The sequence below is a fragment of the Xanthomonas sp. NCPPB 2866 genome, assembly GCF_041475745.2.
GTDB classification, from domain to species: Bacteria; Pseudomonadota; Gammaproteobacteria; order Xanthomonadales; family Xanthomonadaceae; genus Xanthomonas; species Xanthomonas arboricola.
Window position 1 is genome coordinate 3,723,584 of sequence record NZ_CM192975.1, and the last position, 15,644, is coordinate 3,739,227.

Genomic DNA, 15,644 nt, shown 5'->3' on the forward strand with positions numbered 1-15,644 from the left:
CGGCTCGCAGCGTGATGCGCGTTGCGGGCTGCGCGCTCCGCGGGCGCACCGCACCGCAGACCCTGTCCCGCACAGCACAACGGCGACCCGCAGGCCGCCGCTGTGTCTGTACGCAACGATGTGGATGCAGCGCGCGTCAACCTACGACACACGCGCTGCGCAGCCTGGCGTTACAGCTCGCCCAGGCCGCTGGCGCGGCCGTCTTCGCCCACTTCCAGCAGACGCAGCGTGTTGGTGGCGCCGTGGGTTTCCATATGCTCGCCGCTGGTGAACACCACGCGGTCGCCAGGTCCCATGCGCTCGTTCTCCACCAGCAAGCGGATCGCCGCACGTGCGGCTTCACGCGGGGTCAGGCCGCGGCTGTCGAAGCTGATCGGGAACACGCCACGCATCATCGCCATGTGGCGGCGCGCGCCATCGTGACGGGTGAAGGCGTAGATCGGCATGTTGGAACGGAAGCGCGACAGATACCGCGGCGTGCCGCCGGACTCGGTCAACGCGACCACGCCAGCCAGACCGATGTGCTCGGACAGGAACATGGTCGCCATCGCGATCGCCTGGTCGGCGCGCTGCAGATTGCGTTGCGCCGCTTCGAAGTCGGTGTCGAACTCGAACTGGCGCTCGGCGCCCAGACAGATGCGCGCCATCGCTTCCACCGCACGCACCGGGTAGGCGCCGGCTGCGGTTTCGGCCGAGAGCATCACCGCGTCGGTACCGTCGATGACCGCATTGGCCACGTCCAGCACTTCGGCGCGGGTCGGGATCGGGCTTTCCACCATCGACTGCAGCATCTGCGTGGCGGTGATCACCACTTTGTTCTGCGCCAGCGACTCGCGGATGATCTTCTTCTGCAGGCCCGGCAATTCGGCATCGCCGATTTCCACGCCCAGATCGCCACGCGCCACCATCACCACGTCGGAGGCTTCAACGATCTCGACCAGGTTCTCGATCGCTTCGGTGCGCTCGATCTTGGACACCAGCGCGGCATCGCAGCCGTGCTGACGCGCGATACGGCGCGCGTCATTCATGTCTTCGGCGTTGCGGCAGAACGACACCGCGATGAAGTCCACGCCGATCTTGGCGACGATGCCGATCAGCTCCTTGTCGCGCTCGGTCAGCGCGCCCAGCGACAGGCCGCCGCCCTGCTTGTTCAGGCCCTTGCGATCGGACAGCACGCCGTCGTTGAGCACGGTGGTGACGATGCGCTGCCCCTGCACTTCGGCCACCTGCAGCTGCACCAGGCCATCGTCCAGCAGCAGCACGTCGCCGGCGGCCACGTCCTGCGGCAGGCCGAGGTAGCTGACGCCGACCTGGTGCTGGTCGCCGGCAGGTGCATTGGGGTCGGCCACCAGGTCGAAACGCTCGCCGGTGGTCAGCTTGACCTTGCCTTCGGCAAAGCGTTCGACGCGGATCTTCGGGCCCGGCAGGTCGGCCAGGATGCCGACTTCGGCACCGACGCGCACGGCAGCTGCGCGCACTTCGGCCGCGCGCTTGGCCTGGCCGGACGGGTCGCCATGGCTGAAGTTGAGGCGCACCACGTTGACGCCCGCCTTGAACAAGGCTTCCAGCACACCGGGCGGATCCGTCGCCGGTCCGAGCGTGGCGAGGATCTTGGTGCGGCGTTGACGTTCTTTCATGATGGCCTCCCTGTAAAAGCCGCGAAACTTAACACACGCGTCACCTACCGAGGATGGCATTGCGGCATAGCCACCCTCGTATTCCGGCATGTCCTAAAGACAGTGCGGGACAGTACGTACGCTTTCCGCAGCGCGCTGACGCACCGCGGGATGTTGCTGTGGGCTGCCACCCTAACGCGGCAGCGGTGAAGGCCCTACGGGTTGCAGCGGCGGTCGGATGACGGCGAGCGGTCGTCGCAGCGCGGATGCTGCAAGACCCTCACCGCATCTGCGTGCTGCCACCCAACGACGAGCGCCGGCTGCGCTCGCCTGGCGATGCGCGCAGCTGCTCTGTTTGTCACTCCTACGACTGGATCAAGGCGCGCAACCCGGCAGGCGTGTGCGCGATCGCGCCGGCACCGGCGGCACGCAGCTCGGCTTCGTCGCCGAATCCCCACAACACGCCGATGCTGTGGATGCCGTGGTGGTTGGCGCCATCGATGTCCATCCGACGGTCGCCGATCATCACGCAACCGGTCTTGGCGATGTCCAGCCGCCGCAGCGCTTCGGCGATCAGGTCCGGCTTGAAGCGGCGTTCGCCGTCTTCGCTGGCCCCGATCACGTTCTCGAAGCAGGCCCCGAACGGGAGATGCTCGACGATGCGGCGCGCGTAGCGCTCGTTCTTGGAGGTCACCACCGCCAGGCGATGGCCGGCGCGGTGCAGGTCGACGACGACCTCACCGATACCGTCGAACACGCTCAGTTCGGTCCAGCCGACCGCGTCGTAACGCCCGCGATACGCCGCCAGTGCGCGCTGCACCAGCTCCGGATCGTCGGGAAAGCAGTCGGTGAAGCTGTCGCGCAGCGGCGGGCCGATCCACGCGCGCAGGGTCTGCGGCGACGGACGCGGCTGGCCCACCGCGTCAAAGGCATGCACGATGCTGGCGACGATGCCCGGCTCCGAATCGACCAGGGTGCCGTCCAGATCGAAGAACAGCGTGGCTGCACTCACTTGCCGCGCGCCTCGAGCGCGGCCACCGCCGGCAAGGTCTTGCCTTCCAGGAATTCCAGGAAGGCGCCGCCGCCGGTGGAGATGTAGGTGACGTCCTTGGCAATGTCGTACTTGTCCACGGCCGCCAGGGTGTCGCCACCACCGGCGATCGAGAACGCCTTGGAGCTGGCAATCGCACGCGCCAGCGTCTCGGTGCCGTGACTGAAGGGCTCGAACTCGAATACGCCGACCGGCCCATTCCATACCACGGTGCCGGCGCTGGCGATCAGCTCGGCGTAGCGCGCGGCGGTCTGGGGGCCAATGTCCAGGATCAGGTCGTCGGCCTCCACGGCGTCGAGCGCCTTCACCGTCGCTTCGGCATCGGGCAGGAACTGCTTGGCAACGACCACATCGGTGGGCAACGGAATCTCCGCACCGCGCAGCTTCGCATCGGCGACGATCTGGTTGGCGGTGGGAATCAGATCCGGCTCGCTCAGCGACTTGCCGACGCCATGCCCGGCTGCGGCGATGAAGGTGTTGGCGATGCCGCCACCGACGATCAGCTGGTCGACCTTGTTGACCAGGTTGGACAACAGCTCCAGCTTGGTGGACACCTTGCTGCCGGCCACGATCGCCAGCAGCGGCTTGGCCGGATTATCCAGCGCCTTGGCCAGCGCGTCGAGTTCGGCCATCAACAGCGGACCACCGGCAGCCACTGGCGCAAAGCGAATCACCCCATGCGTGGAGGCCTGCGCGCGATGCGCGGTGCCGAAGGCGTCCATGACGAACACATCGCACAGCGCCGCGTACTTGCGTGCCAGCGCCTCGTCGTCCTTGCCCTCGCCGACATTCATGCGGCAGTTCTCCAGCAGCACCACCTGGCCCGGCGCGACGTCCACGCCGTCGACCCAGTCGCGCACCAGCGGCACGTCCACGCCCAGCAGCGCAGTCAGGCGCGCGGCCACCGGCGCCAGCGAATCTTCTTCGGTCCAGCTGCCTTCCTTGGGCCGGCCCAGGTGCGAGGTGACCATCACCGCAGCGCCTTTTTCCAGCGCCAGCTTGATGGTGGGCACCGAGGCGGTGATGCGCTGCTCGGAAGTGATCTGGCCGTTGTCGATCGGCACGTTGAGATCCTGGCGGATCAGCACGCGCTTGCCGGAGAGATCGAGGTCGGTCATGCGGACGATGGACATGGGGTCAGCTCGCTAGGTCTGGGGATTGGGGAATCGAGAATCGGGATTGGGGAATCGAAAAAGCAGCCGGTAGACGTGGCGCCGATGCCTGGGCGCTGCGCGGATGGATGGCTTGGGGCAGCCGTTGCACGCTGGCGTTGCGCCCGCGTGCAGGTCGCGGAGATTGCAGCTTGCCTGCCGCGCATGTCGCTGCCCATACGGCTGGCGATGCGGGGGATGCTCGGTCGAAGACGACGGGCAATGCGGCTGCCTTGGCGACGGGGGATGCCCATTGTCGGACCTTCGCGCCGCAGCGGCAAACCGCGGTGCGATGCGCGGGTCGTCAGGGGCTGCGATCGGTCGCCGAGTTGCGCAGCAGACTCACTGCAAAACCACCGACCAGCAAGGCGCCGCCGACCAGCAGCGCCCATAGCAACCAGCGCTTCCAGTCGCGCGGTGTGGCGGCCGGCTGCAGCGCGGCATCACCGGCCAGCGGCTGTGCCTGCGCGGCGATGTTGGCCTGCGCCGGTTGCCATTGCGCTCCGCGTTCGCGGCGCAGTGCCTGCAGCATCGAGGCCAGCGGCGCATCGCCACGTTGCTGCCGCGCGCTGCCGGCGACCACCGCATACGGCGGCTGCCCCTGGGCGAGGAACATCATCCGCTCCGGCTGGTAGCCCACACGCAGCGTCGGCAGCGCGGTGCTGCGTCCTTGTGCGGCGAGCAACCGCCACTGGCGATCACGCACCGGGGCCGACAGCTGTTGCGGTGGCGACGCGGCGGCGGTGCCAGTACCCAGGCGATACGCCAACCACGGCCCGGCACGTTGCAGCCATGGCGCGTCATCGGTATCGCGGCTTGCCACGGTCCATTCGACCGCCTCGGCCTGACCGCCGCTGACATCGACCTGGGTGATCGGAAAGCGCCCAGGCAAGGCATACACCACTGCCTTGTCCTGCGCAGTGCCCGGCAATTCCAGCCACTGCGATTGCGGCGGCGCCGAGACGCCGTCCAGTTCCGCATCGACCGCGCGCAAGGCCGGCAACTCGCCGGACACCGGCACGATGCGCAGATAGCGCGCGCCCGCGTCCAACGCGATGCGGCGCTGCTGCAGACGCTGCGCCTGGTTGTCCAGCGCCATCACGGTGGCATCTGCAGCGAGCAGGTGCCAGTCGCGCAGATCGTCGCTGCCTTCCACGCGCAGCCGGGCCTGCACCGGCGTATTGCCGTCCCAGTCCAGCCACAGCGCGCGCGGACGATCGCGCAACGCGCTGGCATCGATCAGCCAGCTGCCACCGGCGCCTGCAACGGCAGCGGTGCCGGTGGCGAAACGGCCTTCCAGCCGACGCACCGCGCCACTGGCATCGCGTTCGGCGATCAGCTGCAGATCGCCGTTGGCAGGCGCCGCACCGGCCGGCAGCGCGAACAAGGGCAGGCGTTGCCGACGCGGCGCGGCAGCCGGCGCGGCATCCACCGGCAAGAGCGCGGCCGGCATCTCCTCGCCACGCGCATCGATCACGGTGACATCGCGCAGCGCCGGGTCATGGGCGCTGCGATAGATCGCCGCATTCAAACGCAGCTGATACATGCCGGCATCCGCGCCGGTTACCTGCAGCGGCCACTGTTGACGATAGTCCTGGCGCACATCGGCTGCCTGCGCCAGCAGCGGCACCAGCAGCAGCCATCCCCATTGCCTCGATTTCATGCCTGATCCTTGTCCACGCCATCGTCTCCGCCAGCCTGCTCTTCGGCCACCGGCTGGCGCGGCGGCGCCGGTGACAGATAGCCCACCACGGTGCACAACAGGCCATAGGCCATGAACGAGCCGATGCCGAGCAGATTGCCCAGATGCTGGCGGTCGACCAGCACCAGCTTGGCCAGCACCAGGCCCATCAACAGCGCACCACCCAGCCACAGTCCACGCTGACCGCGCCGCGAGCCGATCACCCAGCCCAGCACGCCCAGCACGCTCCACACGATGGTCAGGCTGGTCTGCGACAGGGTCGCGCCGATCAACCCGGCATCCCACGCCACGCCACCCCAGTGATGCACGCTGTGCAAGGTGCTGCCGGTGATCAAGGCCCAGCCCGACACGCCCAGCGCAGTCACCCGCCACCGTTGCACGGCCAACGGCGCCTGCGCAGACCAGGCCCAACGCGCCAGCAAGGCCAGCACCGCCAGTTGTGCCAGCTCGGCCGGATTGAGCACGGGCAGCCATGGCAATGGCGCCGCGCTCACCGGGTCCAGCAGCACGATCAACCAACCGATGCCCAGCACCGCGAACACACAGCCCAGCAAGGCATTGCGTGCCCGATCGAAACCGGCACCCTGCGGCCACGCCAGCCATGGCCAGCGCAACAGCCCCACTGCCGCCACGATCAGCCAGGGCGCGGCCAGCAAGGCGCAACGCCAGCCATTTGCCAGCACGAACGTATCGGCCAGCCAGGACACGCCCAACGACACCACCAGCGGCCACAGCAGCCACCAGATGAACTGTGCGGCCACCGCGCCGGCGCCGTGCTGCTTGCGCAGGCACCACAGCGCGCGCGTGCCGGCCACGGCGAACGCCAGCCAGGCCAGCGCCCCCCAATGTGCGAACGGTTGCGTATGCGCATGGCTCTGCCACAGCGCCAACGGCGCGGCCAGCGCCAGCCCGGACATCGCCGTCCACACCAGCGCCGTTGCCGGGCGACGCCGATGCACCTCGGCTGCCAGCCACACGCTGAGCGCGACAAAGCCCAGCAGCAGATCCGGCTCGCTGCGCAGATCGCCGGCAAAGCGCAAGATCTCGTGCACACCGCACAGCGCCCACCAGCCCAGCCCCCACAGATACGCCACCAGCGCACGGCGCGGCTGCCCTGCATCGCGTAGGAACCAGGCACTGGCCCAGCCGGCCAATGCAAGCAGCAAGGTACTCATGCAGGTGGCGTTGGCAACGGCCACCGTGTCGTGGCGCCACGCATCCACACCGAAGGCGACCCCGACCGCCGCCAGCAACTGCAACGCCACCCCGCTGAACTGCGGGATGCGACGCTGCTGCCGCAGTCCCAGCCACAGCAAGCCGGCGCCTTCGAGCGCGAAGACGCTGGCAGTAGCGCGCGCCGACAAGGCCAGCGGCACCGCCAGGGTCGCAAAACCGACCGCCAGCATCGCGTGCGCCTGACCCAGCAGGCGCGTGGAGGCACGTCGCAGCAACCAGCTGGCCAGGCCGGCGTACAGCGCCGCCACCGCCAGCGCACACAGCGCCAACGGCAGGCGCTCGCCATCCAGCAGGCGCGCCTGCAATGCGAAGGCCACCAGCGGGGTGCCGAACAACAGGCTGCCGTCGATGAGCTTGCCCGCGCTGCCATCGCCACGCCGCGCGTGCAGTACCGGAATCGCCACATACATGGCGAAGAACAACAGCAGGAACGGCTCGGTCGTGGCGAATTTCGCCGGGGCGTATTGCAGCGCACCCCACAGCGTGCCGATGCCGAAGGTGAAGGCGAATCCGAGCAGGTTCAGCACCCGCCACGGACGCGTCCAGGCGATTGCCACGATGCCGGCGTTGAGCACCGCGTAGTACGAAAACAGCGCGACATGATTGCCGCTGCCGGTGGACAGCCAGATCGGCGCAAGAAAGCCGGCCAGCACACCCAGCACCGCCAGCGTGCGCGAATCCTGCACCACCGCCAGCACGCAGATGCCGGCAATCAGCACCACGCTGATGCCCATTGCAAGACCCGCGCCGAGCAGCCCGTACAGCTTGAACGCGGCGAATACCGTCAGCAGCAAGCCGCCGATGGCGCCGCCCTGCAACGCCAGCGCAAAGCCCGGCCGCTGCAGCCGTTGCTTCCAGCCGAAGACCAGGCCAACCAGCGCCAGCACACTGATGCCGGCCAGCCGCAGCTCGATCGGCATGCGCATCCAGCCCTGGTCGCTGGCGTACTTCAACAGCGACGCCACACCGGCCAGCAACACCAGCATGCCGACCTTGACCGGCACATTGCCCTCGGTGAACCAGCGCTTCGCTGCGCTGGCCACGCGCGCCAGCGGGCCCGGCCCGGAGGGCACGTGCGCTGGCTGCTCGGACTCGGCAGGCGCAGCGATCAGGGGCGGCGCTTGCACTGCGCTGCGCGCCGCCGACGATGCGGGAGCTTCTGCCGGCAATGCTGGCGGCACTGGCAGTGGTGCGACCGGCGTCGGCGCCGGCGCGGCTTGCAGATCTGCTGCGAGAGGCAGCTCAGGCTCGCCATATGCAGGCATGCCGACGTCGGACGCCTCTTGCGGCTCCCATGCCCCGGCAGGCGATGGCGTTGGCGCTGACCTGTGCACCGCCGCCGCGTCCACGCCTCCTGCGCCGCTGGCCTGCCATTGCGCAAGCCGCTGTTCCAGCGCATCCACGCGCCGCCGCAGCCCGGCGATCCACACCAGGGCGATCACCAGCCCTACCGGCACCGCAAGCAGCAACAGCACCACCGTCACAATCATCGTTTCCAACGCACAACCCCTGAGTCGGCATCCGGCCGAATGCGCGAACCATACAGGCTCAGGCCGCGTCTGGGCAGCCAATCACTGGCTGAAGCGCCGCGACGCGATGCCGTTGGTGCCACCTAGCCACACTGGCTACAGGAACGGACATGCACTCCAAAAAAAACGCCCGGAAGAACCGGGCGTCTGACACTTATTCGCGATAGCCGCTGTCGTTCTTGTTATGGATGATCCAGATCAGGTTGCCGCCGGTGTCCATCGACTTGCCAGCGAACACCAGGCGCCCCTGGCCCTTGTAGGCCATCTCGTAACGGTAACGGTCGCCGCCGAAGAAGAACGGGATAAACGCCTTGCCGGTCACGTAGGAGCCCTGATCATTCGGCTGACCAATCAGGTCGGTGACCTGCTTCATCGGCATACCGATCTTCAGCTGGGTGAACTTGCTGTCAGCCGCCGGCTTGCCGGTGATCTCGCCTTCGTAATCGTTGATGCCCTTGACCGTCTCGCCATAGCCAGCCTCGACATCGGCAGACTTGATCACCTCACCATCGGCATTCATCCAGGCCGGCGTACCAGTCTGCTTCTTTGCCATTGCCTGCGGCGCCAGCCCTGCCAGCACCATCGTCAGCACCATGGTTCCCATCCACATACGATTGATCTGCACGTTGTCTCTCCTTGAATTCATTGGGTGCCCCTGTACGTCCTCTGTGGTCCCAGCGCAGGAACAATCACTGGCCAGTAGGTTATTAGCGCACGCGCCTGGGTCGATGTCCACGCTGCGCCGTCTTGCAGATCCAGTAATTCGCTACTTGCCGAGCTTTACCTCTAGTGCTACAAACGCGCCAGCGCACGGGTGAGCACCCGATTCGCAAGGACCAACGGCATCACTGCCCTGCACGGACGTATCACAATGCACACCCTCTTCCGCTCTTACTCACTCTCCGCACTTTGCGCACTCGTCCTGCTGACGACCGCACCGCAGGCCTCTGCCGACATATTCGGCACCGCTGAAGATGTCGCCCGAAGCTGGATTGGCCACGACGCCAGCGAACTGATGATGCAATGGCCGGTAGGGAAAGGGCTCTATACGTCCGAAAACACCGAGACGCAGGAGACTGCCTACACTTACAACTTCGGCATAGAGGCGCACTACCGCACCAATTACTGGACCACGCAGGGAGGGATTATCGGCACGGTCGGCGGAGGCAATGGCGTGGCCGCCACCCCGATTTTTCAGGAAAACCAGCATAGCGAGGAAGTCTTCGTTCCCGCCGAACATCATTGCGAAATCACCTTCGTCGCCGATTCGGACGGCATCATCACCCGATACGATTTCGCTGGCAGCAAGTGCAACGACCATGTGCGTAGCTGGGGGCGCCCAAAACAAAAGAAGTAGCGCCATCCCTGATCGACATCAATCTATCAAACAAGGAACGCTCCGAATGAAACCACGGAATTGGATTAGTCGTACTGCATGGCTGGCGCTCGCACTGGCGCATTTCATGCTTGCTGTACCTGTCATGGCCGAATCGGCAAGGCACGGGACCATTGCAGCGATGGAACCCATCGAGAACAAAGGCGAAAACGTTCCAGAACGTACCAAGCGCCTGAAGAATGCAGCCTCGAACTTCGGCGGCATGGCGGGCAGCTTTCTCGGCCTGAAATCCAACAGTCCACTTGGTGCGGAGGCTGGAGCGGCGGCAGGCACTTATGCCGGCAAGCAGGTTGGCGACAAAGTTGTCAGCAATGGTGCAGCCTCGCACTACATGTTGAAGATCCGTTTCGACAACAAGTCGCAGGTAATCGTGACAAAGCCGAGTGCCGAAGTTTCCGGCTTGGCAGTTGGTAGCCGAGTCGCCGTCACAGGCAAGGGCGAAGACATGCGCATCACTGCAGAATGAGTGTTTACTGAGGATCAGGACTTCAAATAAAAAAGCGCCATAAGGCGCTTTTTTATTCAATGAAAGCAGCGCTTACTTCGCGACAACCCGCACCATTTCCAGGCACTTGTTGGAATAGCCCCACTCGTTGTCGTACCAGGACACCAGCTTGACGAAGGTCGAGTCCAGCGCGATGCCGGCGTCGGCGTCGAACACCGAGGTGCAGGTTTCGCCGCGGAAGTCGGTGGCCACGACCTTGTCTTCGGTGTAACCCAGCACGCCCTTCAAGGCGCCTTCGCTCTGCGCCTTCACTTCGGCGCAGATCTCGGCGTAGGTGGCTGGCTTTTCAAGTTCGACGGTGAGGTCGACCACCGACACGTCCGAGGTCGGCACGCGGAAGCTCATGCCGGTCAGCTTCTTGTTGAGCTCGGGGATCACCACGCCCACGGCCTTGGCGGCACCGGTGGAGGACGGGATGATGTTCTCCAGGATGCCGCGCCCACCGCGCCAATCCTTGTTCGACGGGCCGTCCACGGTCTTCTGCGTCGCAGTGGCCGCGTGCACGGTGGTCATCAGGCCGCGCTTGATGCCCCACTTGTCGTTGATCACCTTGGCCAACGGCGCCAGGCAGTTGGTAGTGCACGAGGCGTTGGAGACGATCGCTTCGCCCTTGTAGGTGTTGTCGTTGACGCCGAACACGAACATCGGCGTGTCGTCCTTGGACGGTGCCGACAGGATCACCTTCTTGGCGCCCGCGTCGAGGTGCTTCTGCGCGGTTTCCTTGGTCAGGAACAGGCCGGTGGACTCGATCACCACGTCGGCGCCGACTGCATCCCACTTGAGGTTGGCCGGGTCGCGTTCCTGGGTCAGGCGGATCTTGTTGCCGTTGACGATCAGCGTGTTGCCGTCGACCGACACATCGGCCTTGAAGCGGCCATGCACCGAGTCGTATTGCAGCATGTAGGCGAGGTAATCGGGCTCGAGCAGGTCATTGATGGCCACGATCTCGATGTCATTGGCGAAGTTCTGCACCGCAGAGCGCAGCACGTTGCGGCCGATGCGACCGAATCCGTTGATGCCAACCTTGATTGCCATGTTCACTAGCTCCTGCGGCCGCGATGGCGCGGCGGATGGAAAGGGACCACCATTCTAGCAGCGTCGCACTCGTGCAGCCGTGCTGCGGCCAGCGCTGCAGTATGTGGCGCTAGGACGTTGTGCCGTGGTGCATGCGTGGTGGGGATTGGGGAATCGGGAATCGGGAATCGGGAATCGAAAGGTGGGCACGCTGTGTGGGTGCCGTCAATCGACAAGGTGATGAGTATCGGTGCTGCCGGAGCGATGCGGTGGGGCTGACGCCTGCCTGACTTGAGGGCCCGCGACGATCTGAGTTGCGGCACTGACGCGGCAATCGGAACTACGCCTGATTTTTCGATATATCCATTCTAATTCAATTACTTAAGCTTTATATCGATACGCTGAAAGGCGTATCGATGCATATGCCGAACAGCAGCATTTCGGCGCTCCGTGGATTTCGATACTGGCCCTGCCTGCTGAGGCACCCATCCATCACAACGGAGATTCCCCATGCGTCGCACCCTTCTCTCTCTGGTTCTGGCCCTGGCCGCCACCCCGGCGCTGGCTGGTGGCGTGATGCACTACACCGACAAGGCCGCGCTGCCCGCCGATGGCGAAGCGCGCGAAGTCGCTGCGCTGTTCGATACCTGGAACGCGGCGCTGGCCACCGGCAACCCGCACAAGGTGGCCGACCTGTACGCGCCGGACGGCGTGTTGCTGCCGACCGTCTCCAACGAAGTGCGCGCCTCGCGTGCGCAGATCGAAAAGTACTTCGAGATGTTCCTGACCAAGAAGCCGCAAGGCGTCGTCAACTACCGCACCGTGCGCGTGCTCGATGACGACAGCGCGGTGGATGCCGGTGTCTACACCTTCACGCTGACCGACAAGGACGGCAAGAAGAGCAAGGTGCAGGCGCGCTACACCTTCGTGTACGAAAAGCGCGACGACAAGTGGCTGATCATCAACCACCACAGCTCGGCGATGCCGGAAGTGGATGCGCCCACGCTCGCCAAGGTCAAGTAAGTGCGCCAGCGCTGCAGCCACCTGATCGCTGCCTGCTCCACCGCGCACGCAGGCGTCGGCGTTCCTCCCCCACCGCCGCCTGCGCCAGGCACGTCGCGTTGCAGACCGGACGCGACGCGCCGGTGCGATCACCGGCATGGCGCAGATCGCTGCTGTCGCTGCCGGTCCCTGCTCGCATCCGCGCATGACCCGCAGCGTCCTTGCGCGGACGGATTGATCAGGATCAAGGCATCCAGCGCGCAAACCATCAAGACTTCTTCCATCCCCTGCACACAACGAGAATTTCCATGCGCATGCGCTCTACCCTTCTGCTCGCCGGCCTGGCCGCCAGCTTCGCCAGCGTCCCCGCACTGGCTCAATCCAAAGGCGACTGGACCGTTGCCGTCGGTGCCCACCAGGTCGCTCCCAAGTCCGATAACGGCCGCCTGGTCGGCGGCACGCTGGAGGCGGACGTCGGCAAGGACATCAAGCCGACCTTCACCGCCGAATACTTCATCGCCGACAACCTGGGCATCGAAGTACTGGCTGCGCTGCCGTTCGAGCACGACATCGCGCTCCGTGGCCTGGGGCGTGTCGGCAGCACCAAGCATCTGCCGCCGGTGATCTCGCTGCAGTACCACTTCAACAGCCAGGGCAGGCTCTCGCCGTTCGTTGGCGCGGGCATCAACTACACCCGTTTCTTCAGCACCGACACGCGCGGCGCGTTGGCCGGCAGCGAGCTGGATCTAGACGATTCCTGGGGCCTGGCACTGCACGCGGGCGTGGACTACAAGCTCAGCGACCGCGGCGCGCTGCGGGTAAACCTGCGCTGGATCGACATCGACACCGAAGCGCGCCTCGACGGCAACCGCATCGGCACGGTCAACATCGACCCGCTGGTCTACGGCGTGGCCTACGTGCACCGCTTCTGAGCCAGGCAGCGTGCGCGATGCATCTCTGGCACACTTGGCGTCCAGGGACGTGAATCCACCGCCGGAGTTGCGGACAGGTTGGTCACGTCGACCGCCTGTCCGACCTATCCGGGGATTCCATGAGCATGCTGATCCGTACCGCCCTCGCCATCGCACTGGCCGCCTCGGCCGCACCCGCCCTTGCACAATCGGCCGGCCACTGGACCACGGGCTACGGCGCCGGCTATGTCTCGCCCAAGTCCGACAGCGGCAGCTTCGGTGGCACGCGTGCCGAGATCAAGGGCGCCCCGGCGCTGTCGTTCACCTACGAATACTTCCTGCGCAACAACCTCGGCATCGAGGTGCATGCCGCAGTATCGGGCAAGCACGATCTGGAGCTTGAGGGCGTCGGCAAGGTGGGCAGCTACTGGTCGGTGCCGCCGAGCGTGCTGTTGCAGTACCACATCAATGGCTACGGCACGGTGTCGCCGTTCGTGGGTGTCGGCATCAACTACACCACGTTTGTCGGTGAAGACGTCGATGACGCCTTCGGCAATGGCGACCTGAGCTTCGACGACTCGGTGGGCGCCACCGCGCATGTCGGTGTGGACTTCATCTTCAACGATCGCAGCGGCCTGCGGGTGGACGCGCGCTGGACGAATTCGCGCAGCAATGTCGACTTCAATGGCAGCCGGCTGGGCAAGGCGCGGATCGACCCGCTGACCTATGGCGTGTCGTACCTGGTGTACTTCTGAGCATGCCGCTAACGCCACGCTGAGCCGTGGCTGTGCTTCGCCCGGGGACGGCCATCAAACCGTCCCGGACCGATGCGTACAATTGCCGGATGAAGACCTTCTCTCCTCGCATCCTCCTTCTTGCCGCAACCGTGGTCGCGGCCCTTCAGCCCATCAGCGCGTTCGCCTGGGGGCCGCAAGGCCACCGCCTGGTGGCGCGCATTGCCGAGACCGAACTGAGCCCGCAGGCGCAAGCGCAGGTGGCGCAATTGCTCAAGGGCGAAACCAACCCGACATTGGCCGGTGTCGCCAGCTGGGCCGATGAGCTGCGCGAGCACGACCCGGAGCTGGGCAAGCGCTCCGGGCCCTGGCACTACGTCAATCTTGGCGAGCATGACTGCACGTATGCGCCGCCGCGCGACTGCCCGGACGGCAACTGCGTGATCGCCGCGCTCGACCGGCAGACCGCGCTGCTTGCCGACCGTAGCCAGCCGCTGGACGTACGCCGGCAGGCCCTGAAGTTCGTGGTGCATTTTGTCGGCGACATCCATCAGCCGATGCATGCCGGCTACGCGCACGACAAGGGCGGCAATGAATTCCAGCTGCAGGTCGCCGGCAAGGGCAGCAACCTGCATGCGCTGTGGGACAGCGGCATGCTCAACGACCGCCATCTTGATGACGATGCGTATCTGCAACGCCTGCTGGCGTTGCCGGCGACCGCTGCGACATCGCCGGTGCTGCCACCGCCGGCTGCGGCATGGGCGCAGGCCTCCTGCAAGATCGCGGTCACGCCCGGCGTCTATCCGAGCAAGCACGTATTGCCGCACGACTACATCGCGACCTATCGTCCGCTTGCCGAGACCCAATTGCGCGAGGCCGGCGACCGACTGGCCGCCGTGCTCAATGCGGCGCTGGCCGCGCCCTGAGATGGAGACGCCGATGCAGCCCGAGGTGCTTGCGTTCTTTCACGCCGACAGCAACACCTTCACCTATGTGGTCGCCGACGCGGCGACCGGGGCGGCAGCGGTGATCGATCCGGCGCTGGACTATGCGGCCGACACCGGCCAGGTCGGCACGCGCGCCGCGCAAGCCATCGTCGATGCCGTCGCCCACCACGGCTGGCATGTGCAGTGGTTGCTGGAAACCCATGCGCATGCCGATCACCTGTCTGCCGCGCAGTGGCTGAAGCAGCACTGGCCACAGGCACGCATCGGCATCGGTGACGGCATCCGCGATGTGCAGCAGACGCTTGCGCCACGTTGTGCGTTACCGGACGACTTCCGTGCCGACGGCTCGCAGTTCGATCACCTGTTCGCCGATGACGAGCGCTTCGAGCTTGGCACGCTGCAGGTACGTGTCATCGCGGTGCCCGGGCATACCAGCGACAGCATCGCGTACCTGATCGGCGATGCGCTGTTCCCCGGCGATTCGTTGTTCATGCCGGACGCCGGCACCGCACGCTGCGATTTCCCCGGCGGCGATGCACGGCAACTGTTCACCTCGATCCAGCGCATGTACGCGCTGCCGGCGGACACGCGCGTGTTCGTCTGCCACGACTACGGCCCAGGCGGCCGTGAGGTGGCGTACCAGACCAGCATCGGCGAGCAGCGGCGCAGCAATATCCACGTGCGCGACGGCGTGGAGATCGAGGCATTCGTGGCGCAGCGCCAGGCCCGCGATGCCACGCTGCCCGAGCCCAGACTGATCCGGCCGGCATTGCAGACCAATCTGCAGGCCGGCCGCTGCGACGGCGTGCTTGGCTGACGCGCCAGTGTCGCCACCACGCGGCGCATGACG

At 65.9% G+C, this 15,644-nt stretch carries 14 protein-coding genes; 7 read left to right on the top strand and 7 right to left on the bottom strand.

What is annotated here, in order from left to right; genetic code table 11:
* Window positions 1-170: 170 nt before the first annotated feature.
* The 6 genes from pyk to ACCQ04_RS15855 all read right to left on the bottom strand — a co-directional run bounded on the left by pyk (window position 171) and on the right by ACCQ04_RS15855 (window position 8,868).
* On the bottom strand, window positions 171-1,637 hold the full coding sequence (gene pyk / locus ACCQ04_RS15830) for a pyruvate kinase (RefSeq protein ID WP_024938169.1): 1,467 nt from the start codon (window positions 1,635-1,637) through the stop codon (window positions 171-173).
* A 343-nt stretch (window positions 1,638-1,980) separates the two neighbouring features.
* Complete coding sequence (locus ACCQ04_RS15835) at window positions 1,981-2,628, bottom strand: HAD family hydrolase (RefSeq protein WP_054592162.1); 648 nt, start codon at window positions 2,626-2,628, stop codon at window positions 1,981-1,983.
* Window positions 2,625-3,800, bottom strand: coding sequence for a phosphoglycerate kinase (locus tag ACCQ04_RS15840; RefSeq protein ID WP_024938168.1), 1,176 nt, complete (start codon window positions 3,798-3,800; stop codon window positions 2,625-2,627). The genes ACCQ04_RS15835 and ACCQ04_RS15840 overlap by 4 nt, the downstream gene beginning before the upstream one ends.
* Window positions 3,801-4,122: 322 nt before the next feature.
* Entirely contained in the window at window positions 4,123-5,481 is a 1,359-nt protein-coding gene (locus tag ACCQ04_RS15845) for a DUF3999 domain-containing protein (RefSeq protein ID WP_226427382.1), read from the bottom strand.
* Complete coding sequence (locus tag ACCQ04_RS15850) at window positions 5,478-8,246, bottom strand: DUF2339 domain-containing protein (RefSeq protein WP_372358789.1); 2,769 nt, start codon at window positions 8,244-8,246, stop codon at window positions 5,478-5,480. The genes ACCQ04_RS15845 and ACCQ04_RS15850 overlap by 4 nt, the downstream gene beginning before the upstream one ends.
* 193 nt (window positions 8,247-8,439) lie before the next feature.
* On the bottom strand, window positions 8,440-8,868 hold the full coding sequence (locus ACCQ04_RS15855; protein WP_226427570.1) for a hypothetical protein: 429 nt from the start codon (window positions 8,866-8,868) through the stop codon (window positions 8,440-8,442).
* 288 nt (window positions 8,869-9,156) lie between these two features.
* Between ACCQ04_RS15855 and ACCQ04_RS15860 the strand changes: the two genes are divergently transcribed.
* Together ACCQ04_RS15860 and ACCQ04_RS15865 are read left to right on the top strand one after the other, a co-directional pair.
* Window positions 9,157-9,642 carry a hypothetical protein gene (locus ACCQ04_RS15860; protein ID WP_046344060.1) on the top strand — a complete coding sequence of 162 codons (486 nt, stop codon included), beginning with the start codon at window positions 9,157-9,159 and terminating at the stop codon, window positions 9,640-9,642.
* Between the two features lie 106 nt (window positions 9,643-9,748).
* Window positions 9,749-10,147: a hypothetical protein gene (locus tag ACCQ04_RS15865; RefSeq protein WP_046344062.1), complete on the top strand. Its 399-nt coding sequence runs from the start codon at window positions 9,749-9,751 to the stop codon at window positions 10,145-10,147.
* Between the two features lie 72 nt (window positions 10,148-10,219).
* Here ACCQ04_RS15865 and gap read toward each other — a convergent pair whose 3' ends face one another.
* Window positions 10,220-11,221 (bottom strand): type I glyceraldehyde-3-phosphate dehydrogenase, encoded by a 1,002-nt coding sequence (gene gap / locus ACCQ04_RS15870; RefSeq protein ID WP_024938165.1) that lies wholly within the window; start codon window positions 11,219-11,221, stop codon window positions 10,220-10,222.
* Window positions 11,222-11,710: 489 nt separating this feature from the next.
* Between gap and ACCQ04_RS15875 the strand changes: the two genes are divergently transcribed.
* From ACCQ04_RS15875 to ACCQ04_RS15895, 5 genes are all read left to right on the top strand, one after another.
* The gene (locus tag ACCQ04_RS15875) at window positions 11,711-12,223 is read left to right on the top strand and encodes an SgcJ/EcaC family oxidoreductase (protein WP_102251397.1); all 513 of its coding nucleotides are present in this window, start codon (window positions 11,711-11,713) and stop codon (window positions 12,221-12,223) included.
* A 287-nt stretch (window positions 12,224-12,510) separates the two neighbouring features.
* Complete coding sequence (locus ACCQ04_RS15880; protein ID WP_167763772.1) at window positions 12,511-13,134, top strand: OmpW/AlkL family protein; 624 nt, start codon at window positions 12,511-12,513, stop codon at window positions 13,132-13,134.
* A 119-nt stretch (window positions 13,135-13,253) separates the two neighbouring features.
* Window positions 13,254-13,868 (top strand): OmpW/AlkL family protein, encoded by a 615-nt coding sequence (locus ACCQ04_RS15885; protein WP_024938162.1) that lies wholly within the window; start codon window positions 13,254-13,256, stop codon window positions 13,866-13,868.
* Window positions 13,869-13,957: 89 nt separating this feature from the next.
* Window positions 13,958-14,773, top strand: a complete 816-nt coding sequence (locus ACCQ04_RS15890; RefSeq protein WP_345778027.1) for a S1/P1 nuclease — start codon at window positions 13,958-13,960, stop codon at window positions 14,771-14,773.
* A 13-nt stretch (window positions 14,774-14,786) separates the two neighbouring features.
* Entirely contained in the window at window positions 14,787-15,611 is an 825-nt protein-coding gene (locus tag ACCQ04_RS15895) for an MBL fold metallo-hydrolase (RefSeq protein ID WP_226427384.1), read from the top strand.
* Window positions 15,612-15,644: the final 33 nt, after the last annotated feature.

Excerpts from the sequence above, each read along its gene's own strand:
- gap (WP_024938165.1), bottom strand. The coding sequence starts at position 11,221 with ATGGCAATCAAGGTTGGCATCAACGGATTCGGTCGCATCGGCCGCAAC.
- ACCQ04_RS15895 (WP_226427384.1), top strand. The coding sequence starts at position 14,787 with ATGCAGCCCGAGGTGCTTGCGTTCTTTCACGCCGACAGCAACACCTTC.
- ACCQ04_RS15855 (WP_226427570.1), bottom strand. The coding sequence starts at position 8,868 with ATGGTGCTGGCAGGGCTGGCGCCGCAGGCAATGGCAAAGAAGCAGACT.
- ACCQ04_RS15845 (WP_226427382.1), bottom strand. The coding sequence starts at position 5,481 with ATGAAATCGAGGCAATGGGGATGGCTGCTGCTGGTGCCGCTGCTGGCG.
- ACCQ04_RS15865 (WP_046344062.1), top strand. The coding sequence starts at position 9,749 with ATGCTTGCTGTACCTGTCATGGCCGAATCGGCAAGGCACGGGACCATT.
- ACCQ04_RS15850 (WP_372358789.1), bottom strand. The coding sequence starts at position 8,246 with ATGATTGTGACGGTGGTGCTGTTGCTGCTTGCGGTGCCGGTAGGGCTG.
- ACCQ04_RS15880 (WP_167763772.1), top strand. The coding sequence starts at position 12,511 with ATGCGCATGCGCTCTACCCTTCTGCTCGCCGGCCTGGCCGCCAGCTTC.
- pyk (WP_024938169.1), bottom strand. The coding sequence starts at position 1,637 with ATGAAAGAACGTCAACGCCGCACCAAGATCCTCGCCACGCTCGGACCG.
- ACCQ04_RS15890 (WP_345778027.1), top strand. The coding sequence starts at position 13,958 with ATGAAGACCTTCTCTCCTCGCATCCTCCTTCTTGCCGCAACCGTGGTC.
- ACCQ04_RS15885 (WP_024938162.1), top strand. The coding sequence starts at position 13,254 with ATGAGCATGCTGATCCGTACCGCCCTCGCCATCGCACTGGCCGCCTCG.
- ACCQ04_RS15875 (WP_102251397.1), top strand. The coding sequence starts at position 11,711 with ATGCGTCGCACCCTTCTCTCTCTGGTTCTGGCCCTGGCCGCCACCCCG.
- ACCQ04_RS15860 (WP_046344060.1), top strand. The coding sequence starts at position 9,157 with ATGCACACCCTCTTCCGCTCTTACTCACTCTCCGCACTTTGCGCACTC.
- ACCQ04_RS15840 (WP_024938168.1), bottom strand. The coding sequence starts at position 3,800 with ATGTCCATCGTCCGCATGACCGACCTCGATCTCTCCGGCAAGCGCGTG.